At 66.3% G+C, this 21,848-nt stretch carries 18 protein-coding genes; 8 read left to right on the top strand and 10 right to left on the bottom strand.

The features are described 5' to 3' along the window. Nucleotides 1-95: 95 nt before the first annotated feature. On the top strand, nt 96-995 hold the full coding sequence (gene mtgA, locus QEG98_RS28720) for a monofunctional biosynthetic peptidoglycan transglycosylase (RefSeq protein ID WP_316563581.1): 900 nt from the start codon (nt 96-98) through the stop codon (nt 993-995). Nucleotides 996-1,054: 59 nt separating this feature from the next. Here the strand turns inward: mtgA and QEG98_RS28715 are convergent, their stop codons facing one another. Next, entirely contained in the window at nt 1,055-2,137 is a 1,083-nt protein-coding gene (locus QEG98_RS28715; protein ID WP_316563580.1) for a hypothetical protein, read from the bottom strand. 65 nt (nt 2,138-2,202) lie between these two features. After that, complete coding sequence (locus QEG98_RS28710; RefSeq protein WP_316563579.1) at nt 2,203-3,021, bottom strand: hypothetical protein; 819 nt, start codon at nt 3,019-3,021, stop codon at nt 2,203-2,205. Here QEG98_RS28710 and QEG98_RS28705 point away from each other — a divergent pair. The 3 genes from QEG98_RS28705 to QEG98_RS28695 all read left to right on the top strand — a co-directional run bounded on the left by QEG98_RS28705 (nt 3,020) and on the right by QEG98_RS28695 (nt 4,994). Further along, nucleotides 3,020-3,181: a hypothetical protein gene (locus QEG98_RS28705; RefSeq protein WP_316563578.1), complete on the top strand. Its 162-nt coding sequence runs from the start codon at nt 3,020-3,022 to the stop codon at nt 3,179-3,181. The two genes, QEG98_RS28710 and QEG98_RS28705, sit on opposite strands and share 2 nt — an antisense overlap. Nucleotides 3,182-3,245: 64 nt before the next feature. Next, a complete protein-coding gene (locus QEG98_RS28700; protein WP_316563577.1) occupies nt 3,246-4,400 on the top strand; it encodes a hypothetical protein in 1,155 nt (384 codons plus the stop codon). A gap of 189 nt (nt 4,401-4,589) precedes the next feature. After that, nucleotides 4,590-4,994 (top strand): hypothetical protein, encoded by a 405-nt coding sequence (locus QEG98_RS28695; protein ID WP_167371143.1) that lies wholly within the window; start codon nt 4,590-4,592, stop codon nt 4,992-4,994. A 171-nt stretch (nt 4,995-5,165) separates the two neighbouring features. Here the strand turns inward: QEG98_RS28695 and QEG98_RS28690 are convergent, their stop codons facing one another. Beyond that, on the bottom strand, nt 5,166-6,152 hold the full coding sequence (locus tag QEG98_RS28690) for a hypothetical protein (protein WP_316563576.1): 987 nt from the start codon (nt 6,150-6,152) through the stop codon (nt 5,166-5,168). Between the two features lie 667 nt (nt 6,153-6,819). Between QEG98_RS28690 and QEG98_RS28685 the strand changes: the two genes are divergently transcribed. After that, on the top strand, nt 6,820-8,301 hold the full coding sequence (locus QEG98_RS28685) for a DUF3943 domain-containing protein (protein ID WP_316563575.1): 1,482 nt from the start codon (nt 6,820-6,822) through the stop codon (nt 8,299-8,301). A gap of 97 nt (nt 8,302-8,398) precedes the next feature. Here the strand turns inward: QEG98_RS28685 and QEG98_RS28680 are convergent, their stop codons facing one another. The 4 genes from QEG98_RS28680 to QEG98_RS28665 all read right to left on the bottom strand — a co-directional run bounded on the left by QEG98_RS28680 (nt 8,399) and on the right by QEG98_RS28665 (nt 13,333). Beyond that, nucleotides 8,399-10,177: an ABC transporter ATP-binding protein gene (locus QEG98_RS28680; RefSeq protein WP_316563574.1), complete on the bottom strand. Its 1,779-nt coding sequence runs from the start codon at nt 10,175-10,177 to the stop codon at nt 8,399-8,401. Continuing rightward, the gene (locus QEG98_RS28675; RefSeq protein WP_316563573.1) at nt 10,177-11,871 is read right to left on the bottom strand and encodes an ABC transporter ATP-binding protein; all 1,695 of its coding nucleotides are present in this window, start codon (nt 11,869-11,871) and stop codon (nt 10,177-10,179) included. The genes QEG98_RS28680 and QEG98_RS28675 overlap by 1 nt, the downstream gene beginning before the upstream one ends. 255 nt (nt 11,872-12,126) lie before the next feature. After that, the gene (locus QEG98_RS28670) at nt 12,127-12,948 is read right to left on the bottom strand and encodes a DUF6597 domain-containing transcriptional factor (protein WP_316563572.1); all 822 of its coding nucleotides are present in this window, start codon (nt 12,946-12,948) and stop codon (nt 12,127-12,129) included. Between the two features lie 43 nt (nt 12,949-12,991). After that, nucleotides 12,992-13,333: a hypothetical protein gene (locus QEG98_RS28665; RefSeq protein WP_316563571.1), complete on the bottom strand. Its 342-nt coding sequence runs from the start codon at nt 13,331-13,333 to the stop codon at nt 12,992-12,994. A 131-nt stretch (nt 13,334-13,464) separates the two neighbouring features. On the opposite strand from QEG98_RS28665, the gene QEG98_RS28660 reads away from it, so the two are divergent. Continuing rightward, complete coding sequence (locus tag QEG98_RS28660) at nt 13,465-14,700, top strand: hypothetical protein (RefSeq protein WP_316563570.1); 1,236 nt, start codon at nt 13,465-13,467, stop codon at nt 14,698-14,700. Between the two features lie 166 nt (nt 14,701-14,866). Here QEG98_RS28660 and QEG98_RS28655 read toward each other — a convergent pair whose 3' ends face one another. After that, complete coding sequence (locus tag QEG98_RS28655) at nt 14,867-15,583, bottom strand: helix-turn-helix transcriptional regulator (RefSeq protein WP_316563569.1); 717 nt, start codon at nt 15,581-15,583, stop codon at nt 14,867-14,869. A 298-nt stretch (nt 15,584-15,881) separates the two neighbouring features. Between QEG98_RS28655 and QEG98_RS28650 the strand changes: the two genes are divergently transcribed. Next, the gene (locus QEG98_RS28650) at nt 15,882-16,850 is read left to right on the top strand and encodes a hypothetical protein (protein WP_316563568.1); all 969 of its coding nucleotides are present in this window, start codon (nt 15,882-15,884) and stop codon (nt 16,848-16,850) included. Between the two features lie 97 nt (nt 16,851-16,947). Here the strand turns inward: QEG98_RS28650 and QEG98_RS28645 are convergent, their stop codons facing one another. Beyond that, nucleotides 16,948-18,549: a PKD domain-containing protein gene (locus tag QEG98_RS28645; protein WP_316567977.1), complete on the bottom strand. Its 1,602-nt coding sequence runs from the start codon at nt 18,547-18,549 to the stop codon at nt 16,948-16,950. A 1,194-nt stretch (nt 18,550-19,743) separates the two neighbouring features. Here QEG98_RS28645 and QEG98_RS28640 point away from each other — a divergent pair. Further along, on the top strand, nt 19,744-20,481 hold the full coding sequence (locus tag QEG98_RS28640) for a ferritin-like domain-containing protein (RefSeq protein ID WP_316563567.1): 738 nt from the start codon (nt 19,744-19,746) through the stop codon (nt 20,479-20,481). Nucleotides 20,482-20,542: 61 nt separating this feature from the next. Here QEG98_RS28640 and QEG98_RS28635 read toward each other — a convergent pair whose 3' ends face one another. Further along, nucleotides 20,543-21,787, bottom strand: a complete 1,245-nt coding sequence (locus QEG98_RS28635) for an MFS transporter (RefSeq protein WP_316563566.1) — start codon at nt 21,785-21,787, stop codon at nt 20,543-20,545. Between the last annotated feature and the right edge of the window lie 61 nt (nt 21,788-21,848).

Below are 21,848 nucleotides of genomic sequence, written 5' to 3'. Positions count from 1 at the left end.
TTGAGCCTGGCATCCTACTCAAGACAGGCCGCTGCGTGCCTTCCTGGCCGTCTTCTGGACAGGGACCGTGGACCGGGGCAGATGTGTGCATACCGATGGCCTCCCGTCCGCCCTCCGTCCGTGCCTCCTCCCCCCGGACGCAGAAGACGAAGCAGCTCCCTGCCGGCGCCCGGCGCGCCGTGAGGAAGGATTCCAGCCCGGGCTGGGGCCGCTGGATGTTTGGCGCGTGGCTGCTGTTCGTCGTCTGGCTCAGCGTGGAGTACGTGCGGCTGCCCGACGTCCGCGCGCTTCAGACGCAGAACCCGCGCACCACCGCGCTCATCACGCAGCGGGCCGAGGAGGCGCTGGCGGAGGGGAAGACGCCCCGTGTGCGGCAGGCCTGGGTGCCTCTGGAGGCTGTGGCGCCGCACGCGGTGGACGCCGTGCTGAGCTCCGAGGACGCGCGCTTCTACAAGCACGAGGGCGTGGATTGGATCGAGGTGGAGAACGCCCTCGAGCAGTCCGTGCGGAAGGCGCGCCTGGGCCGCGGCGCGTCCACGCTCACCCAGCAGCTGGCCAAGAACCTCTACCTCTCCACGGACCGCAGCCTCCTGCGCAAGGGCAAGGAGTTGCTGCTCGCCCGCCAGCTGGAGACCCATCTGTCCAAGCAGCACATCCTCACGTTGTATGTGAATGTGGTGGAGTGGGGAGAGGGCGTGTATGGCATCGAGGCCGCGGCGCGTGAGCACTTCGGTACCTCGGCGCGGGCGCTCTCCGTGGCACAGGGGGCGATGCTCGCGGGCATGCTGCCCGCCCCACGCCGCTGGCTGCCCGCCCAGAAGCCCGAGACGCTGCGCATCCGGGCCGGCGCCATCATCGGGAGGCTACAGCGCGAGGGCCGCATCACCGCGACGCAAGCCCGCGAGGCTCAGGCCGAACTCTCGCGCTTCTTCGGCGAAACCTCCGTGCCCGGCTCCGTGGTGGAGGCCATCTCCCGGCTGTCCTCGGAGAGCTGACCCGCGGACCCGGTCAGGTTTGCCTCGAGCGATGGGGACCGTGCTGCGGGGGCCTCCCGCTACCTCGGCGTGTTGATGAGCGTCAGCCGGTGTGGCTCCGGCGTCGCCCAGTTCTGGGGGCTGTTTCCAGACAGCGCAACCCCGTCGAGGATCACGTTGCTGTCGAAGAAGTAGAGTGCCCCGCCCTCCGGTGCCCTGTTGTTACGGAACTCGCCGCCGCGGAACGTCCATTGGTTGCTGGCCGGGAGGTGCGCGGTGTTGACCGCGCCACCCACGCCTCCGAACTGGGTTCGCGGACCGGTGCATTCGTTGCCGTGGAAGATGTTCCCGGTGGCGACGCCCGAGCTGGTCGGCGCAATCAGCATCAGCGCGCCGCCGAACGCGGGCGCCTTGTTGAAGCGGAACTCGTTGTGGTTCAGGTTCACGTTCGCGCGTGAGCCAATCCAAAGCGCGCCACCGGCGTTCTCGGAATAGGAGCCCTCCGCGCCCGCGCCGTTCTCGCCGTCGATTTTGTTGCCGTACTCCAAGATGCAGTGTTCCAGGAAGTCCGACCCGGCGTCCGACGTCGCTGCCAGACGCAGTCCAGCCCAGCCTCGGGAGGGATTGTTGGCGGTGAAGACAATGGGGCTGGCCGCGGTGCCCTGCGCCGTGATTCGCCCATGCACGGCGAGCTTGTGGTGTCCCATGAAAATGAGGTGGACGCCGGGCTCGATGGTGAGCCGGCTCCCCGCGGGCACCGTCAAGTCACCCGTCACGTGATACGGCGAGCCCGCGCGCGTCAGTGTGCGCGTCGTGAGGCTTCCGGAGAGATTCGTCCCATCGGACGTGCTCACCGCGACCGTGGTGCTCGCGGTGGTGCTGCCGCTCTCGTTGGTCGCCGTGAGTGTGTACGTCGTCATCGCTGTCGGGCGGACCTGAACTGACTTTCCGGGCACCTCGCCCACGCCGTAATCGATGGAGAGGTCCTGCGCGCCGGTGACTTCCCAGGACAATTCGGCGGACTCGCCCGGAGCGATGGTCGCCGGGTTTGCTTCGAAGCGCAGGATGTTGGGGCGGTCCGGGACTGGATCCGGCGAACTGCAGGCGGTGGCAACCGCGACAACGGACGAGAGGGCCAGGACGAAACGACGCGAGTGGAGCATGCGCCCGTTCTATCTCAACAGGGGAGGCCCGATAATCCAACAGCCAGCGGGTTCTCCTGGCGTGCCTACATCCACGTCGCGTCACACCGGGGACACATCGTGGCGCGCTCATACTCCTCTCGTGGGCCCTCGAAGCCGCAGGCGTAGCAGGTCCGCAGTGTCTTCAAGACATGCGCTGCCATGGCAGGCGTGGGCTCCGTGCTCCAACTGGGCGCGGCGCTGGCGGCGGGGAGGGCCATCCCCGGCTCCCAGACGCGCTCGCATTGCTGGTCGGACAGTGGCTCCAAGGGACCGTCGACCACGGCTGCGATGAAGGCGGTCGGAAGCGTGGCCGCCGCGTGGCGCTTCACAGCCAGGCTGCCCGGTGAAACCTGGGGGCCCATCTTCATGTAGGCGGTGACACTCAGGCCCCCAGACATCACGGTGTTGAGCAGCGATTCACCGAGGTCGATTCCCATGGAGACCTCGCCCGACACCGCCTTCATGTCACTCTCCTTGGGAATCTCCAGGGTGTCGAAGAGCTTCCACGCGGGCCGCACGCGCCCGGCGTTGGGGTGAAGACTCGACTCCACCTGGAAGTGGACTTCATCGAACTCCGGGGGCAGCTCGAGCGGAAGCCGCCACCGCACCACGCGACCTCCCGCAAGAGATGGCAGCGGGAACTGGCCCAGCATCCGGTGCGCGGAGCCCTGCTTCTGCCTGCCCATCACCCGCACGGACGACGGGGTGGTGGCGAGGGGCTCGAAGGCGGCCTGAAGCCACACGACGGCGGTGGCCTGCCCAAGCGGATTGCGAATCACGGGCTCCACGTGCAGGTGGACGGAGCCGAACTCTCGGGGGGGACGCCCGACGTGGTCGAGGACGTCAGCGTAGAAGTCATCCATGCCGCGCATCCTCGCCGAGCCAGCGGCGTATGGACAAACGGGAATCTCCGGCCTCACTCGCTGCCGCCACTCGTGCATGCGGGCGGACATCCAGGACGTGCATCGAATCGTCGGCGTATGGCAGCGGGTGAGCGGGAGCGTGGAGGAGCTCACGCCTTGAGCGGGACGGCCCGTGCTGCGCTCATGCATTGAGGCGCTGTCATTCGTGGGGGATAGTCGCGCTGATGCTCATCGGGATTCCCGCACTCGACGCGACGGACTGGTCACGGCTGGTACACGCCTATGGACGCGCCACTGACACGCCTGAACACCTTCGTGCCTTGCTCACCGAGGACGCGCGGGCGCGCGGTGCAGCCATGCAGCACCTGTGGTCGGCCATCATCCATCAGGGCACCGTCTTCCCCGCGACGGCTCCAGTTGCACTCGTGATTCTCGGGTTGCTCGACGACGCGAGGCTGGATGCGGGCGAGGAGCCTGTTCGCGCGGAGTTGCTGTTGTTCCTGACGCGTGTGGTGGACGCCTTCGAGCGGAGCGGCGCGACGATGGAGGACCTGGAGTCGATGGCCCGGTTCGACCTGGGGCCGCTCCTGGACGCGGACGACGATGATGCCATCTACGAGGATGAGGACGCCTCGAACGCGCTCCATGCGCAGTCCGTGCTGGCGTGTGCCCGGGTGGCGCCGTTCCTGACCCGCTCGCTGCTGGCCAACCTGGACCATCCGGATGCCCGGGTGCGGATGCACGCGGCGATGGCCGCCACCGCGCACGCCACGTCACCGGCGTCGGACGTGCGGCCGGGCGAACTGGTGGAACGGCTGACGGAGATGGCGACGCGGACGGTGGATGTGGCGGAGCGATGCTCCCTGCTCCTGGCGCTGGGAGAGCTCAACGTGTCCCTGGAGCGCTTCTTGTCGGATGCGGAGCCCTCGGTGCGTCTCTGCGCGGCGATGGCGCCGTCCCTGGCACGGAGCGAGGTCGCGACACGCGAGTTGCGCATCGCGCTGGAGCAGCATGCCGCGCACATCAACGACTGGTTCCCGGTGAAGCCGCCGCAGCTTCCGATGCAGCCGCGCTTCACGGTCGTCCAGCGGCTCCTGGAGCGCGTCCCCGACTTCGACCTCGTGGTGGACGCGGCCGTGGCGGTCGCGCGGACCACCCAGAAGTCCTGGGTGGACTTCGAGTGGGGCCCCCTCCTCGTCCACGCCTTTCCGAGTGGAGATGGGGTGGTGAGGACAGAAGCACAGCGGCGCTTCCTCGCCGCGCTCGTGGACACCTCGCACCTCTGGGACCCGCGCTTCGGCAACGCCGGGGGGCACTTCAGGAAGGCGGGGCTCCCCTATGAGCGCGAGGCGTGCGCGAGGCTCGTGAGCACGGCGTGAAGGGGCGGGCTTCCTCACTGTGTCTGAAGTTGATCTGCCCCCGATTCATCGGTCGCTAGAATCACCAGGGGTTAGCAGCAACAGCGTTTGGGATTGAACACTGTCAGGCGGTGTATGGGATTTCCACGAGTCCACCCGCCGAATGTTTGCCCTAGATTGCCTCCAACTCGTATGCATTGGGGGGGCGCCATGGCTATCACGACCCGACAGCCTGTCTTTCATGCAATGCGAAGTCTGCTGGGCATGGGCTCAGCCTCCAATGCAAAAAGTGCCGCGCCGAGCACGACGACCGCGACGAAGGCGTCTGACGCAGCCCCGGATTGGAGAGCGACGGCGGCAAACCTCATGGAGTCCTTCATCCAGTCCGGATACGTGATTGGAATCAACAAACCCGGCATCGCGAATCTCGAAAAGAAGATCATGGGTGAGATGGAGGCGTTCATTCGCGACAACCCGAAGCAGTCGGCGGAGGAACTCGACAAGGCGGCGAAGCGGGTCACGATGCGTCACCTGTCCATGGCGAGGACGGATGGCCAACGGGAGGCGAAAATCAAGGCTCGCCTTCAGGAACTCCAGCAAGACCGCTGGGGGTGATGGCTGTCCGCCTCAGCGTCTCGATCGGCGGCCGGCGTGGCGGCTTTCCTCAAAGGGGAGGGGGGCCGGTGCTCTCGCCGTCGTCTGGCAGCGCAACGCTTCGGTGGGCCCAGGCCCCTGACACAGGGGCCTGGGCAGGTCCGACTCACCGTCAGGTGAGCCGGACCGCGGTTACTTCCTGCGCTTGAAGGAGTCGAGCGAGGGGCAGTAGGTGGCGTACCCGTGGCCGGTGATGGCGCCATTTTCGTAGAGGCCATTCAAGTCGAAGGCCACGAAGTGCGATTCGGGAGGGGTACCACTCAGGACGCAGGTGGGGCAGAGCGAGGCGGCCACAGGTGTGAAGGTGAGGCTCGTGCTGTGCAGGAAGTACGCGGTCGTGAGCACACCCTCGAAGTCGACGAGCGTCGCTGTCGGCTCGCCCGACATGGTTCCTACCTGCGGCGTTGCGTCCACCGGCATCCTCACCTTGTGAACGTTGACCAGCTGCGGCGGGAGCGGCGAATCCTCGGTGGGGCACTCACCCGGCGCGCCGTTGTTGAGCTCGATCCAAAGCTCCCACGGGGCCTCCGGGTTGTCCGTCTCGTCATATCCGAAGTAGGCGCTGGTCAAGACACGCTGGTTTTCGCCCAATCGAACCGTGGTCGCGGTTTCCTGGCACTCGCCCTCGCAAACGGTGAACGGATCCGGGTTGGTGCCAGCGTCGGGGTCGGTGCCTGCATCCGGGTCGGTGCCGGCGTCGGGGTCGGTGCCTGCATCTGGATCGGTGCCGGCGTCGGGGTCGGTGCCTGCATCCGGGTCGGTGCCGGCGTCGGGGTCGGTGCCGGCGTCGGGGTCGGTGCCTGCATCCGGGTCAGTGCCAGCGTCCGGGTCGGTGCCGGCGTCGGGCTCGGTACCTGCGTCGGGCTCGGTACCCGCATCCGGCTCGGTGCCAGCGTCGGGCTCGGGCTCAGTGCCGGCGTCGGGCTCAATGCCGGCGTCGGGCTCAATGCCGGCGTCCGGCTCAATGCCGGCGTCGGGCTGAACACCCGCATCAAATCCCGCGTCCGGCGTCGGATCGACGTCATCGGAACCACAGCCGGAAAGTGCGGGAGCGACTGTGAGGGAGAGTATCAACAGGGAGCGTATCGAGAGTCGCAGGTTCATTTCGTTGATTGTCACGGGTTTCTCGCGGAGATGCGAGGGGGCCCGGCCTTCTGCGTTACAGCTTCGTTGCATCAAGGCGGACGTGTCCACATGCCGTGAACACGGTTCCGGGCCGTCTCCAGCGCTTCACGCCGAGCTTTCACGATGTTTCCGGGACTGGCCTGGATGCCCAGCAGCATCCATGCGTCAAGACGGACGCGCAGGCCGGAACACATGAAAGGGCACGAGTGGAAATGCACCACGTCGAGCACGTTGGTGCGTAAGCGCATGTGGACCTGGTCCACGCCACGGGTGATGCGCGTAGGCGCCACCTACGTGTCCGGGGCCAAAGCCGAGCACGGACACCTGCAGTCCCGTCCGCCGCAGGGGCGACGCTCCATGGAACCTCCTCGCACGGCTTGATGGAGCCCCGCATCAGCTGGAGTTCACTGCATGTCTCAGGGGCGTTGACGCGGCGGCGCGATGCACCACGGCCTCCAGGGAAGGTCGCCGGCGGGCGAACCCGCTCGCCTGCTTTCCCTCGCGTCCGGCACCGTCTGCCTGGCTCGACTTCGGTTCATCACGAGTGTTCGGTGCCATCGGAAACAGTTCTCAACTTGCGCTGGATTCGTGGCTCGCTCCGCGCCTGTAGCGGTTGGTGCGTGCAGTCGCTCCCGGGAGCAATTAGAGCCCGATGCACGCCATGAACCCGCTCCCCGTGCATCGCGTCTCAGGCCTGCTCCTTGTGTTCTCGCTCGTCTCAGGAGGCGACGCAGGCGCGGCGCCCGCGGATGCCCCCCTGGTGTCGGAGGCGTGCGTCGAGGCCGTTCCCGCGGAGCCCCGGCTCCTCGTGCCGGAGCTCGTGCACCCGCCTCGCCGCGCTATCTGGAACGCGCCGGACGGAGGAGGGCGCAATTTCGTTGTGCCCATCGTGGAGATGGGCGCCTTCCACGCCATCTTCTGGGGGACGGCGAAGCTCCTCGGCAAGCCCTACGCGGACATCTCGCTGGAGACCATGCGTCGCAACGTCGCCGATGGCTGGGCGTGGGACGAGGATGCGTTCGCGACCAATGCGCTCGGGCACCCCTACCAGGGCTCGCTGGCCTACACCGCGGCGCGCTCGAGCGGCTTCGGCTTCTGGGGCTCCGTCCCGTTCACGGTCGCGTCAAGCGTGTTGTGGGAGCTGTTCATGGAGTCTGAGACTCCATCCACGAACGACCTCATTACAACGTCCATCGGGGGCGTCGTGCTGGGCGAGGTCCTGCATCGCACCGCGCTCGCGATTCTCGACGAAGGCGAACCCACGGTGGCGCGCTCGGTGCTCTCGCTGCTCGTCGAACCCGTGGGCGGCATCAACCGTTACCTCTTTGGCCGCCGCAAGAACGACTTCCTCCCGGTGCAGGGGAACTTCCTCCAGTTGATGGCCGGCCTCACGAGCAACGTCGACAACTACAACGACATCGACGGCACGCGCTTCGATGTTCCCAACAAGATGGAGGGGCACCTCGGCGTCGAAATGGTCTACGGCCCCCCGCAGCTCACCACGAGCGACTATGACCAGCCCTTCGACTACTTCACGCTCACCGCGCGCATGGGCTTCTCGCGCGACACGCTGACGGTGGGATTCTTCAGCCGGGGGCTTCTCTACGGCGACCGCTTCGAGTTCCGCTCCATTTCGGGGCTCTGGGGTTTGATGGCGGGCTACGACTTCGCCAATCCGAACACGCTGCGGGTTTCTACGGTCAGCCTCGGCATCGGCGGGGTGGCGCAGGTTCCTCTCACGTCGCAGCTCACCCTGGACGTCACCGCGAACATGGCCGGGGTGCCGTTTGGCCATGGCGGCGGTCTCACCTCGCCGGAGTCCGCTCGTGACTACCACTTCGGGCCTGGGGCGCAGTCGGCCTTCGAGCTGGGCCTGGTGCGGCGGGGTGTCGGGCGCGTCGGCGTGTCCGTGCGCAACTATCTCATTTCGGGCGCCTTCCTCGGTGAGGGCGTGGAGCTCATCACCTATGCCACCGCGCGTGCAGAGCTCCTGCTCGCCGGGCAACACGGCGTGGCGCTCGAAGCCTTCGTTGCCAACCGCGCGGGAGAGTTCGGCAGCGTTTCCGACACCATCCGCCAGCGTGCGACGCAAATCCGTCTGCTGTGGACGGTCTCGAAGGGCTCGGGCTTCGGAACACGCTGAGGACCCGCGAGAGCGAATTCCAGCCCGAGCGCGACTCCCTCTGCTCGCGCTGACCGCCCGGCTCGGCTTTGAAGCCAGAGTGCAGGTGGAGAGCCCGTCAGGTCCGCTTCTCGGTGACGCGGGCGGCCGTACTCGCCGCGAGCCGCCAGCCCTTGGCCCGCTCCTGTTCCTGCCAGAGCGCTGCGTAGACGCCGCGCTTCGCGAGCAATTCGTCGTGCGTGCCTGACTCCGCGACGCGCCCCTTGTCGAGCACGACGATGCGGTGCGCCCGCCGCACGGTGCGCAGCCGATGTGCGATCACGACGACGGTCTTCTTCCTGACCAGTTCGTCGATGGCGCGCTGGATTTCAGCCTCCGCCGACGCGTCGACGGAGGCAGTGGCCTCGTCGAGAAGCACAATGGGGGCGTCCTTGAGGATGGCACGTGCGATGGACAAGCGCTGGCGCTCACCCCCCGAGAGGGTTCCTCCTCCTTCCCCAAGCAGGGTGTCGTAGCCGTTCGGCAAGGCGGTGATGAAGTCGTGAGCGCGCGCTGCCCGCGCTGCCCGCTGGACTTCCTCGAGCGAGGCGTCGGGCCGTCCAACGCGCAGGTTATCGAGGATGGTCCCGGAGAAGAGGACGACGTCCTGGAACACCATCGCGAGGTGCTGGTGCAGTTCCTCGAACGGAATGTCCCGGATGTCGACGCCGCCGATGCGGATGGCTCCCTGGCGCGGGATGTCCCACAGCCGCGCCACGAGGTGGACCAGCGTCGACTTCCCTGAGCCCGAGGCACCGACGAGCGCGGTCAACGAGCGTTCGGGGAACGTCACCGAGACGCCGTCGAGTACGGTCGCGTCTTCGTACGCGAAGGACACTGCGTCGACCTCCACGTCGAACTTCTGGATCGACGCCGCTCTTACGGACGGTTCCGCGAGCGGCTTCTCCGCGAGTAGCCGATCAACGCGACCGAGCGCACGCTGAGACGCTCGAAGCATGAGCAGTGCCACTCCGAGATCCGCGACCTGACGAACGACCCCGACCGTCACGATGAGGAAGACGAGCAGCACCCCGGGCTGAATCGAACCGCGCAACGCCAGGGTGCTTCCTGCGTACGCCATCGCGACGAAGCTCATCTCGACGACGAAGCCGAACACGGCGAGCAGCGGGGAGGGCAAGACATCGGCGCGGATGAGGGCGTCGCGCAGGCGCTCCATTGCCTTCACGAAGCGCTGGTAGACCTCGCCGTGCCGGCCGAACGCCCGAAGCACGGCGATGCCCTGCACGTATTCGACGACGCGGGCGTTTACATCCGCCGAGGCCTCGAGCACGGCTTCGAACTCACGCACGAAGAGGGGCGTGGTCGCGGCCAGCACGAGGAGCGCCACCGGTAGGGCGGCGAGGATGACGAGCCCCAGGCGCCAATCGAGGAAACAGAGGCCGAGACCGACGAGCATCGGCAGTGCGAAGCTCGCCGTGAAGATGCCGATGGTGTGCGACCACACGTCTTCGACAAGCGCGACATCGGTGGTGAGCACGCCTGCCAGTTCACCGCTCCTTCGCTGCGTGAAGAAACCCATGGGCAGGCGTCGCAGGTGGTCGGCGGTGCGGATGCGCGCTTGCCCCATGAGCGCGTGCGCGGCGACGAAGATGTTGGACATCGCTCTGATCGAGAACGCCAGGCGCAGCAGCACCGAGAGCGCGATGCCGCCGGTGAGCCACCACGTCAGGTGCATCGATAGCCGGTGCTCGAGCGCTTCACGAACGAAGAAGAGGACCAGCGTGTAGGGCGCGGCGACTGCGAGTGCCTCGGCAAAGGCGAAGAGAAGGCCGCGCCGGAGCCGTGCGTCCTTTCGGCCCGCGAGCCGCTCGCCGAGCATGAAGAGTTCCCTGAGCATCACACCACCTCCTTCTGAATGTCAGGAGTGCCCGGATCGCCCAGTGACCAGTCGAGCGCTTCGGTGTGGCTGCGCCAGAGCTGCTGGTACAAGGCGCAGCGCGCGAGCAATTCGTCGTGTGTCCCCTGGTCATTCACATGCCCGCCGTCGAGGACGACGATGTGGTCCGCGGTGGCGATGGTCGAAAGCCGGTGCGCGACGACGAGCACCGTCCGTCCCGCGCATAGCTCGGACAGCGCTTCTTGGATGCGCGCCTCATTCTGGGGGTCGGCGAAAGCCGTCGCCTCGTCGAGCAGCAGCACCGGGGCGTCCTTGAGGAGCGCGCGCGCGATGGACAGGCGTTGCTTCTCGCCCCCGGAGAGGCGGGCGCCGCGCTCACCGAGCAGCGTGTCGTACTTCCTGGGAAGCGCCTGGATGAAGTCGTACGCACGCGCCGCACGACACGCGGCATCGACTTGCGCATCGGTGGCATCGGGCCGAGCGAGACGCAGGTTCTCGCGAACGGTGCCGTGGAAGAGGAAGACGTCCTGGAATACCATCGAGAGGTGGGAGAGCAGTTGGTCGAGCGGGAGCGCGCGCACATCGACGCCGCCGAGTTCAACCGCGCCGTTCGTCGCCTCCCAGAGCCGAGGCACGAGCCTCACGAGCGTCGTCTTGCCAGCGCCCGAAGGTCCGACCAGTGCCGTGACCTTGCCCGCGGGCGCTTCGAAGGAGACGTCGCGGAGGACCTCCGAACCACCGTCCTCGTAACGGAAACTGACGCCACGGAACGCGACGCCATCGTGCGTGGGCCGCGCGGCGCTCGTGGGAGTCTCGAGGTCGGGCGCCGCGAGGATGGCCTGGATGCGCGCGTTGCCCGCCTGGATGCTGTCAACGTTGCCCCACGCGAACATCAGCCGCATCATCGACATGAGGAGCTGTGGCCCGAGTACGAGGAAGAGCACGAGCGACTCGAGCGAAAGCGTGCCGCGCGTGTAGAGCCAACCGCCCATGGGGACGAGGACGACGAGGCTCGAGCCGATGAGCGCGCCGAACGCGCCGTAGCCACGGCCGTTGGTGCGCATGAAACCCTCCATCCACGCGAGCCCTTCCTCGATGGAGCGCGAGAGGTCGCTGAAGCGCCGCGCGGACAGGCCGAAGGTCTTGATGACGTGGATGCCCCGCAGGTATTCGAGCAGCGAGCGGTTCATTCGGCTCTGGAGCTCGTTCCACTGTTGATGGGCCTTGCCGACCTCGCGCATGGCGACGGCCATCGCCAAGACGGCGAGCGGCGCCATCACGAGGCTGGCAAGGGCCATGCGCCAGTCAATCCACAGGAGGGCGATGGCCGTCGCGAGCGGGACGACGAGCGCGGTGACCGCATCCGGGAAGTGATGAGCGACGAACGCCTCGAGCTGGTTCACGTCGTCCATCAGTGTCTTCTTCAGTTCGCCCGCGCCACGACGGCTGAAAAATGAAAGCGGAACGGCGCCGAGCTTCTTCGCGAGCCGCACGCGCAGGTCATGGAGGATGCGGAACGCGGCGACGTGCGCCAGCATGTTCGAGGCGGCGACGAGGATGTAACGCAACGCGAGCGCACCCGCGGCAAGGAGGGCGAGCGCGCGAACCGCGTCGAGGTCCGGCGGCGTCGCGTAGATCGAGGTCGCCATGCGTGCGACGACGAAGAACGGCACCAATGCGAGGGCCGCCGCCAACGTCGACGAGAGCGCGGCCCCAGCGACGAGCGGCCCCTGCGGTCCGAGAAGTGCCCCAAGGCCCCGGAGAGGGCGTTCCTGGGCCCGCGTGGCGGGGAGTCGGCGCTCATGCTCGCCTCCCTCTGTGGGGGCCCCTGTGGCTGGGGTGCGACCGTTCCGTCCATGCCGGGCCTGCCGGCACGCGCTGTGGGAGGCGTTCACTCGGTTCCATGACGCCTAGGAAACGCCGGGACAGCCGCCGCGGATTGGATCTTTTTACCCGGAGACCGCCACGTGGTCGGTGCCCTCGACGCGCGTTGCCAGGTACTCGCGGGGGCTTGAGCCGGCGAGCGACCGGAACTCGCGAAGGAAGTGGGCCTGGTCGAAGTAGCCGTGCTCGGCGGCCAACGCGGCGCCACGCAAGGCGCCCTGTTCGACGTCGAGGAGCGCCGCTTGAAACCGTCGAACGCGCCAGTACGTCTTCGGACTCAAGCCGACTTCCTCGCGGAACAGGGCCAACAGGCGCTTGGGGGAGCGCCCCGTGCGGCGATTGACTTCAGCGACCGACGTGAGGTCGGGTTCCTCGAACGCGGCCAGCGCCGCACGAAGCGCGGGCGCTGGTTCGACGGGCCGGCGCAGCCGGTGCAGGAGGTGCAGGAGGTGTTCTTCCAGCAGTCGCAAGCGCTCGCGCGGCGAGGATGCCTCCATTATCCGTTCGCGCAGTGAGTGCGCCGACGCGCCCCATATCGCATCCAGCGAAATGACTTGTTCCGCGAATTCGTTGCAGGGCACGTCGAAGAAGACGCGCGCGCCGCCGGGCTTGAAGTCGATACCTGCGGTCGGGCCAGCCACGGCCGCGATGGTCAGCGGGCTGCTTCTCGCGCCGGTTACGATCGCGCCCCGGAGTTCAGTGGCCTCGTCTGTCTGGTCGCTGGAGTAGACGCGCAGTGGGAGGGCGCCGAGAGGGACGATAAGGGACTGCGAGCCCGACGGCAGCACACGTTCTCGTGGCGTCTGTGCGACGTAGCCGGAGGACACCCAGAAGAAGTCCACGAACTTGTCGAGAGGCGCGTGGGGCCGATAGAGCGTGTGCATCATGGCGCGTGCTGTGAGCGAATCATGCGAGTTGTTCGCATGATTCTCAAGGCCCAAATCCAGTGACCGTGACAGGGAGTTCCGACGATGGCTCCGTGCCGATGTCCCCCGTGTCGAGGTCCCCCGTGTCGACGCACATCCAGGGGCATTCCGCGAGACAGACCGCAAAGGCCTGTTGGTGCGTATGGATTCCGACGGCGCAGGTCGCCGGCCAGGCATAGGGATACTGGTGGCCGCGATAGCCACACTCGAAATAAGCATACACACAGGATTGCTCGAGGCCCTCGGCTGCCACGTCCGTGTCCGGCGCATCCTGCGTCTGGCCACCACAGCCCACCATGGACACGAGACCGGCCACGAAGCCCACTGCGATGCGTCCCATCTTCATTTGTGCCTCCTTGGAGAGGGGAAAGGATGACTGAATGGGTGGCTTCCAGTCTATTCTGGATTGGCGCAGGTGGCCGCTCCTTCAGGGTGGAGCGGTGGGATGGAACCGTCGTTTCAGCGATGAGGGCTTGAATGATGTATGCATTCCGGCTGAGGCCATGCACCCTTCTGGTTCTCTCCCTCGGGCTGGCGTGTGCTGGGCAGTCCAGTCAGGACGTTCCCGACGACGCGCTTCCTGGCACCGCTGATTCGGGCGTACGGCCTCCGGACGGCGGCGACACGGAGCCAGATGCGGGGGCGGAGGACGCGGGAGTCCCGGATGCCGGCGGCTCGGACGCGGGGGAGCCCGGCACGGCGCCCCCCATCACGAGCGCCCGGGTCTTCTTCTCCGGACACAGCCTGCTCGACAATCCCATGCCCGACCACTTCGATGGCATCGCCACGAGCCTGGGGAAGGACTTCAACTGGAACCAGCAGAACGTGATTGGCTCACCCCTCCGGGGGCGGACCTGGGGCAATGGCGGATGGGCAGGGTACCGCCAGGGCAAGAATCGCGTGGGCTCCAACATGAACGTGGTCCAGGAGCTCTTGTCTCCCCAGACGCTGGGCGCAGGCGAGCGATACGACACCCTCCTCATCACCGAGCGGCATGACCTCCTGGGCACCATCGAGTGGGAGAACACCGTCGGTTACTTGCGGCACTTCCATGACCGGTTGATTGCCGGGAATCCGCAAGCCGTGACGTATTTCTATCACACGTGGTTGGATATCGATAAAGCCAACCCGGCCCGGTGGATTGCCTACGAGAAGAGCGCTCGGGTTGCCTGGGAGTGTGTGTCCTCCAAGGTCAACCTCACGTTGCAGTCCGATGGGCGTGCGGACCGCGTGGTGGCGCTCCCGGGGAGCACAGCGCTGGTCGACCTGGTGGAGCGCGTCATCGCGAACGAGGTGCCGGGCATCACCGGTACGACGTCGCAGAAGCTCAACGTGCTCTTCAGCGACAACGTCCACTTGACGAGCCTGGGGGCGTACTACATGGCCGCGGTCCACCATGCGTCCGTGTTCCGGGAGTCGCCCGAGGGCGCCCCGGGGCCTGCTGGCGCGAACGCGGCGACCGTCCAAGCGCTCCAGCGCATCGCATGGAACTTCGTGAGCGCCTATTACGCGCAGCCTGACGCGGGTGAGCGGACGATGGCGGACTGCCGCACGCGAATTCCTCGGGACGTCTGCCCTGGCTTCTGGGAACTGTTGGGGCGCTCGGAGAACGTCGCGGGTTGCCAGCGTTATTTCGGTAACGCGGCCCCGGGCTCAGGTGGAAACCCCTTCGTCTGGCCCGACCCGAACTGGCAGCCGCTGCCTCCTCCGTAGTCATGGGCTTCCAGGCGCAGGGGGGAAGTCATCCCCCTGCGCCGGAGCCTCAAGAGAGCCTGGGCGGACGAAAATCTTCGCGACGTACGACTCTCGCGAAGCGTTCAGGGCTACAGTTTGCGATCGCAGAAGAACACGGGGTAATCGACCCCAGGGGTTCCGAGTATCAACACGGCTCCTGCCCGTCGGATGCGCGTGCGAGCTTCGGTTGTCCATCCGGCGGGACTTGCCGTGAGGGGAGCGCAGTCGTGGCCTCCGGTTCATCGCGTGCGAGCACCTGTGCGATGAGCGCCGCCCGCGACTGGACTCCGAAGCGGCGGTAGAGGGTTTTCGTGTACTGATTCACGGTGAAACGACTGATGCCGAGCCGAGCCGCGATCTGCTTGTCTCCGAGTCCCTGAAGCAGCAACTCCAACGTTTGTCGTTCGCGAGGCGCCAGCCCGCCTGACGGCGTTCCCACCTTCGAGGACCCTGGCGGGCCGAACATGGCTCCGCACTCGGCGTGGAACAGATGCAGCAGCTCGCGGTCTGCGGCGTCGAAGGGGCGGCCGCCCCGCTCACGGTAGATTCCGATACCCCGCACCACCCCCGGGAGCTCGGACCACTGGCTTGAATACACCGAGTCATCGAGCCCCGTGGGGCGCAGATAATGCTCGACATAGGGGGCGCCATACCAGCTCCAGTCCTCCACCAGTTCCCGGCGCATTGCGGTGACGATGGTGCCGGGTTCCGAGCCGCGCTCCATCAATGAGCGAATGGCGGGGTTGCAGGCACTTCCCATCCTCCGGAGCGCCTTGAGCGCGGACACCGCGCTCCCGCTCCACCCTTCCAGGACGATCTCCGTGAATCCGACATGTCCTCCCGGTCTGAAGTCGCGCTCCAAGACGCACGCTCCGGCCTCTGCGCCCAGAATGCGACACAGCCCGACGAGGAGATGCCGGGACCGTGTCGCCACTCGCGCTGGCAGCTCGTGTGCCTCGTTGATGAGCCTCACGAGCGCATGAACCTGTGGGCTTCGAAGGGTGCCGCCGCTCATGGGACCTCCCGGTTCGCGCCGGACCGAGCATCTCCCTAATTTTAGCGAATTACAAGAAATGCATGTGAAGGCCAGGATTTGCGCGGCATTTCACAGGCACGTTGGCGGCGCATAGTTTGGGAACCGGAGTCAAGGAGGATACATCATGAAGAGCAAGTGCACGTTTCGGCTGGGGATCCTGCTGATGGCCGGCCTGGTGTCAGCAGGGTGCGGTGACGGACTCGGGGAGACCCAAGCGCCAATCGATCTCAGCCCGTCCTCGCTGAATGCAGCGCGACTGTCGTTCCAGCACATCGACCGACTCTATGAGTCCGATCCGGCGGCCGCGGTGGAGGCCTCGCGGCGACTGCGGCCGAAGCTCGATGAGCTCAATCAGCTGCTTGCTCGTGTCGAGGTGTCACGGGAGCACTTCATCGAATTCTACGATTTGCAGCCCGGCGGCATCCTCGTCGTGGAGCGTGGCCCCGTAGCGGATGGACGTGTCTTGCGTGACGGTGATGTTACCAGGCACTCCGCCGTCGAACTCTATCGCCAGTTGACGCAAGGCGCCACGCCGCCCACGGCGTTGGTCCGCGCCGAATCGCGCCGTGCTGTCCCTGATGATGCCCATGTCATCGTGCGGGATGAAGCGGCTCCCCATTTGGAATCATCAGGGGGATTCGCACCGGACCTTGGGGAGCAGGGGAGAGACGGCTTCTCGTCCGTGACTCAACCCCTGACGAGCGCGGACGGCCCCTTCTGGAGAGACAGCGTCTGTTACAAGGGCGGGGACTTCTTCAACTGCTGGTCCAATGTGACCGGCAACGGTTGGGCGGCCGCGGATGCCAAGACATCCTTCACCCAACTCGCGCCCTATCGGGGGACTGTTGGGCTTTGGGTGTCGTACGAGTCTTCAGTGAAAGCTGCCTGGAACGTTGCCGCCGGAGAATGGTTTTCGTTCCACCAATACAGCGGAACCTACTGGACGTGTCCTCCACTCGTTGCCTGCGGCAGCACCGATTACTACATCCGCAATCATCGATGGGACGTCACGGACGCGGTCGGCGACGGATATCACTTCACTTATGCGTTCAGGCGGAACTGCAGCGGCGGCTTGTGTACGTTCAGCCCCTGATGTCCGCGTAGGTGGGGCCCGTCGATGCCTGCTTGGAGCAGGCATAGGCACGAAGCCGACCCTCGTGGTGTCGAGGGCCGGCTTCGTTACCGACAGTTCAGCGAACTTCGAACTCGTAGATTCGCGTCGCTGGGTCGCTGTTCTGAGTCGGCGTCGTCACGTTGAGCCGGATGTATCGCGCCGACGTCGCCGTGATTGCATGGGTCGAAGTGCTGCCAGTGTTGTTGCTCACCGTGACGGGCGTACTCCAAGTGGACCCGTTGCTCGACGTCTGGATGGTGAACGCCCTGCTGTTCCAAGCCGTCGATTCACCGCCCGCACCCGCGTGCTGGATCGTGAAGCTGCTGACTGTCTGCGCCGTACCGAGGTCGACCTGCATCCACGCCGGCGAGGTCAGTGAGCAGAACTTGTCGGTGGTCCCGCCCGAGACGCTGCCGTTGACCGCCTTGGCGGCCGATTCGGTGCTGTTGCAGGGGGTTGAACTGGTGGTGGGCCTGTTCAACGCCAGATTGGCGTAGCCCGAACCGACGGACACGGCCTGGGACTTCGTATGGCTGGCGCCGCCGTTGTCGGTGACGGTCAGGGTGACGTTGTAGTCGCCGGCGCTTGCGTAGGTGCGCGAAGGGTTGGTCGCGGTGGAGGTGCTGCCGTCGCCGAAATTCCAGCTGCGCGAGGCGATGGTTCCGTCCGCGTCGGTGGACGCATCGCTGAAGGTCGCGGTGAGGCCGCTGACGGTGACACCGAAGTTGGCCACCGGCGGGGTGTTGCCGCTGACGGCGGTGTTGATTGCCGCCGCATACTGCGCGCTCGTCCCCTGCGCGCTGCACTGCTGGATGTCGTCGTACAACCACATGAAGCCGCCGCTGATGCCGGCGCTGGTCTTCCAGTTGCTCATCCGGGTCTGCACCGTGGCCGGGCTGTCGCCCGACGCGCAGCCGCTGCCATGCTTGGACCACAAGCCGGGGGCGACAGTCATGCCCATGGCGGTGTTCCAACTCGCCGGGTTGTTGCCGGCGCCGCCGGCGTACACTTGCAGGTAGATTCTATCGACGGCGCTGCCGAGGTTGTTCCTGAGGTTCCGCCAGAACGTCTGCTGCGTGTACGGTGCGAAGGTGATTTTGTAGCCCATCCCGATGAGCATCTGGCTGAAGGTCGTGGTCGGGGCCAGGTCGTAGGCGCTTTCGTCGTCGAAGTTCACGGCGTCCGCGCCGGTGGCGGCCTTCAGCGCCTGGAAGTTCCTGTACAGGATGCTGTTGCTTCCGGTACCGCAGACGACGGTGGTGCCGCAGCCGGGCGCGGTGCCGTTGACCAGTCGAATCATGCGTTCGAAGTCCGGAACACCCCAGGCACCGATCGACACCTCGATGCGATTGACCGACGTCGGCGCGGTCTTCAGCGTGGCTAGCCGGGCCGGCCAGGCTGGGTCGCCCATGTAGGCACCGTTCTTGACCACCGGAATGTCGTTGTAGATCAGGTCACCGTTCTCCTCGATGTGGAAGCTCCACAGGATGACCGTGGTGAAACCCGAGCCGCGCAGGTCGTTCATTACCGCGGTCCCGCCGGAATAGAACGGGCCGCCGCCGTAGATCGCCGAGTACGCGCTGGCATCCGGCGCGGCGACAGCCAGGGCGAGCGCGGCGAGTGTTGGCAACAGGCTGCGGCGAGAAAGGGTCGGCGCGGACTGATTCGATTTCGACATGAAATGCTCCATGGCATTGCGCGTCGTGGACGATGTGATGGCCGGCGATCCGCGTCTGTTCGTGAGCCATTGCGCTCGGTTATCCCCAGACGCACTCCGGGTCGCCAATGATAGCGACGGGCCGAGATTGCGAGCGGCGACTCCAGCGTGTCAATCTTTGGGGTGATTCAAGTCAGGCAAGAACGTTTAAGCGCGGGTGTCTGCATGGAGCGTGAACCCGTTGGGTGGATGGGTTGATTCCGCCGCAGCTCTTCCGACTGGGGCGGCTGCCATCGCAAGGCGTGAAGGGGGAGTGGCTCACGAGGTGAGTGTTGAGTAGTGTTGATTGGGAACTGGTGAGCGCGTTTCTGAAGCAGAGAAGTCAGCCGCCCCCAAGTCGAGAGCGCGGATACTGATTTTCGCTGCCTGGAGAACGCTCTGTATGATTGCTACAGCGAAGCGACCTTCACGACATGGGTTGGAGAAACCTATTGTGAGTGTCGCCGTCTGGCGGCGCATACCGGGACGCGCACCCAATATGCCGAGGTGGTGTATGCCGAGCCTTGTTTGGGCGCGGCTCTGGATTGTGCGCCGACGGTTGAGTGATGGGCGTGTGCGCGTTGGACGTGAGTCGAGCAGTCTCCCCTGGGACTCACCCCAGCGCGCTGCAGGGGAGCTCATGCGAAGAGTGGTCGGCGGCGACCCCTGCGTGCGGCCGACCGGTCCTTGTCCACCGTGTAGCGGCGTGCACAGGTGTGCTGCGACCGCGCCACCCATTGCACGCCCGGGGCTTCTCGGAAGGGCCAACGGCGTTGGCATTCTCGGTGCATTGCCGACGACACTCGTGAGACCGAGGCACGTCGCCGCGGACTCTCGAAGGGGTTGGCCATGGCTGCAGTGACCGTGATTCTCGTTGTCCTCCTGATCGTGGGGGCTTTCGTGGGCGGACTCGTCCTCATGCTCCAGAAGCACCAGCCCCGGGTCATGAGGGTCCTCGGGGGCATCATGGCACTTGGCACCGCTGTGACGGTGGGGGCCCTGGCTTGGCTCGTCCACCTGATCAGCTCCACCAACTTTTCGAAGGGGAGGGTCCTTCGCCTGCGTGGACGAACGCGCGTGGCTCGCCGGGCGCTGGGGGCGGGTTGGGCGGATGACGCCGTTCCGGATGTTTCGGGACTCACACCCTGGCAGCGAACGGTGCTCGGGGAGGTCTGGATGTACTCAGCGGGCCTGGAGCATGCGTCCGTTCCCGCCTTCTCGAAGTTGTCGCTCAAGCTCTCCGCGTTGGGGGCGCCCTCTGAGCTCCTGGAGGACTGTCACCTGGCGGCGCTGGATGAGATTCGTCATGCCAGGCGGTGCTTCGCGCTCGCCAACGCCTATTCTGGGGTGGGCTGGACGGCGGGAACGATTCCGGAGCTTGGACAGGGAAGTACGCCGCCTTCCCCGATGGATTCAGGAGACACCTGGGCCCGGCTGGTGCGCGGTTCGCTGCTGGATGGATGTCTGGCCGAGGGGATGGCCTCCCTGGTCGCCGGCGAAGGCGCGAGGCGGGCCTCAGACCCTGTCGTGCGGGAGGCCTTGTCGGTCATCTCCGAGGACGAGGGGCGGCACGCCGAACTGGCCTGGGACGTCATCGCGTTCGCCCTGGAGCGGGGCGGCCGGAGTGCAAAGGACGCGTTGCGCCAGGCCCTCTTGGCGCTGGAGTCGCAGCAGACGCCCGCGCTCCCTCGCATCCCGGGCGTCGACGAGGATTTCCTCGCGCGAAACGGCGTCCTGTCCCAGGTGGAACTGGGGCGACTGATGGCGGTGTGCATCGAGCGGACGCGCGCCCGGGCGGAGGCGCTGCTGGAGCCGTCGAGCCTCTCGATGCGGCACGGCCCCAGTGACTTCCAGGGGGCGCCCGCTTCCTCTTCGCGCGACGAGGTGCCCATGGAGGCCGCGCCGCACTGCTGACAGAAGTTCTTCGGGGCAGGCCCGTGCGGCGGCCTCCCCCCATGTGGTGCCCCTCACACACTCAGCTGGCCAGTTCCTGGGATTGAACTGGGGGGCTCTTGGGCTCACCGAAGGACATCAGCCGACGGTGTAGCGGCGTGAGCAGTCCGAGAAGGATCACCAGCACGCCGGTGACCTGCAGGAGCCGCTCGATGGAGACCACTTCTGCCAGGGGCCCGAAGAGCAGCATGGACAGTGGCATCAGCGAGGTGGAGAGCATGGTCATCACGCTGATGACGCGGCCCAGGTAGGCCGGCTCCACGCGCTCCTGGAGCATCACCATGGCGGGCGTGTTGTAGAGCGGCAGCGCCACGCCGAAGATTCCCATGGCCGCCAGGTACACCCCGAAGTGGGGCACCACGCCGAGGGCCACGGTGCACGCACCCATGATGAGGTTGGATGCGACCATCGTCCGCATGCGGCTGTTGAAGCCGCCCCACGCCGCGAGCGCGGCGCCCCCCAACATCATTCCCACCGAGAAGACCATTTCGATGGCCGACAGCCTCCACACTTCGTCCCCGAAGCTTCGCGCCGTCTGCAGCGGCGTGAGGAACGCGGCCGGAGTGATGAGGACCATGATGAATCCCAGGTAGCCGAAGAACGGCACCAGGTGCGCGTGGCCGCGGATGTAGCGGAAGCCGTCTTGGATCTCCGTCAGCTGCGAGGCCCCCTCCTGCTCCGGCGCGCGGGGGCGCGGCTCTACCTGGACGAAGAGCGTCACCAGGGTGATGGCCAGGGCCGCTGTCACCACGTCGATGTAGAAGAGCACCTGCAGAGGGGCCACGGACATGAGGAAGCCAGCGAGCGCGGGCGCCCCCAACATGTTGACCGAGTGGAGGGTGCCCTGGATGCTGTTGACCCGCATCAGCTGGTCCTCGGGGACCAACTGCGGCAGCAGCGCGCCCACCGCCGGCTGTTGAACGGCCGTCCCCACGGAGCGGATCGCCGCGGCCAGGAAGAAGAGCCACAGTTCCGTACCGCGCAAGGTGAACACCACGGCCAGCGCCAGGGTCACCAGCGCAATCATCGCATCGGCGAGGACGATGAGCTTGCGGCGGTCGTACCGGTCGGCCCAGACGCCCGCGAAAGGCGAGAGGAGGAACGTGGGCAGGAAGCCGGCCACGATGTAGAGCGTCATCATGACGCTCGAGCGTGTCTGCAGCGTCACCTGCCACAGGAGCGCGTACTGCACCAGGGAGGAGCCGAGTAAAGAGAGGGCCTGGCTGCCCAGGAAAAGGGCCGTGTTGCGCTTCCAGGAGGCGTGCATGGCGCGCACTGTAGTCGCTGGCTGGGCATCAACAACCACACCGGTCTGGATGACTCCATAC

It is taken from the genome of Myxococcus sp. MxC21-1 (genome assembly GCF_032612255.1).
Classification (GTDB): domain Bacteria; phylum Myxococcota; class Myxococcia; order Myxococcales; family Myxococcaceae; genus Myxococcus; species Myxococcus virescens.
The sequence above is the reverse complement of the archived record's forward strand: the minus strand, read 5'-3'. Positions and strand labels throughout refer to the sequence as shown.

Coding starts and splice junctions, on each gene's coding strand:
- QEG98_RS28660 (WP_316563570.1), top strand. CDS start 13,465: ATGATGTATGCATTCCGGCTGAGGCCATGCACCCTTCTGGTTCTCTCC.
- mtgA (WP_316563581.1), top strand. CDS start 96: ATGGCCTCCCGTCCGCCCTCCGTCCGTGCCTCCTCCCCCCGGACGCAG.
- QEG98_RS28705 (WP_316563578.1), top strand. CDS start 3,020: ATGCCGCGCATCCTCGCCGAGCCAGCGGCGTATGGACAAACGGGAATC.
- QEG98_RS28670 (WP_316563572.1), bottom strand. CDS start 12,948: ATGATGCACACGCTCTATCGGCCCCACGCGCCTCTCGACAAGTTCGTG.
- QEG98_RS28650 (WP_316563568.1), top strand. CDS start 15,882: ATGAAGAGCAAGTGCACGTTTCGGCTGGGGATCCTGCTGATGGCCGGC.
- QEG98_RS28665 (WP_316563571.1), bottom strand. CDS start 13,333: ATGAAGATGGGACGCATCGCAGTGGGCTTCGTGGCCGGTCTCGTGTCC.
- QEG98_RS28695 (WP_167371143.1), top strand. CDS start 4,590: ATGGCTATCACGACCCGACAGCCTGTCTTTCATGCAATGCGAAGTCTG.
- QEG98_RS28640 (WP_316563567.1), top strand. CDS start 19,744: ATGTACTCAGCGGGCCTGGAGCATGCGTCCGTTCCCGCCTTCTCGAAG.
- QEG98_RS28685 (WP_316563575.1), top strand. CDS start 6,820: ATGAACCCGCTCCCCGTGCATCGCGTCTCAGGCCTGCTCCTTGTGTTC.
- QEG98_RS28700 (WP_316563577.1), top strand. CDS start 3,246: ATGCTCATCGGGATTCCCGCACTCGACGCGACGGACTGGTCACGGCTG.
- QEG98_RS28710 (WP_316563579.1), bottom strand. CDS start 3,021: ATGGATGACTTCTACGCTGACGTCCTCGACCACGTCGGGCGTCCCCCC.
- QEG98_RS28680 (WP_316563574.1), bottom strand. CDS start 10,177: ATGCTCAGGGAACTCTTCATGCTCGGCGAGCGGCTCGCGGGCCGAAAG.
- QEG98_RS28645 (WP_316567977.1), bottom strand. CDS start 18,549: ATGTCGAAATCGAATCAGTCCGCGCCGACCCTTTCTCGCCGCAGCCTG.
- QEG98_RS28635 (WP_316563566.1), bottom strand. CDS start 21,787: ATGCACGCCTCCTGGAAGCGCAACACGGCCCTTTTCCTGGGCAGCCAG.
- QEG98_RS28715 (WP_316563580.1), bottom strand. CDS start 2,137: ATGCTCCACTCGCGTCGTTTCGTCCTGGCCCTCTCGTCCGTTGTCGCG.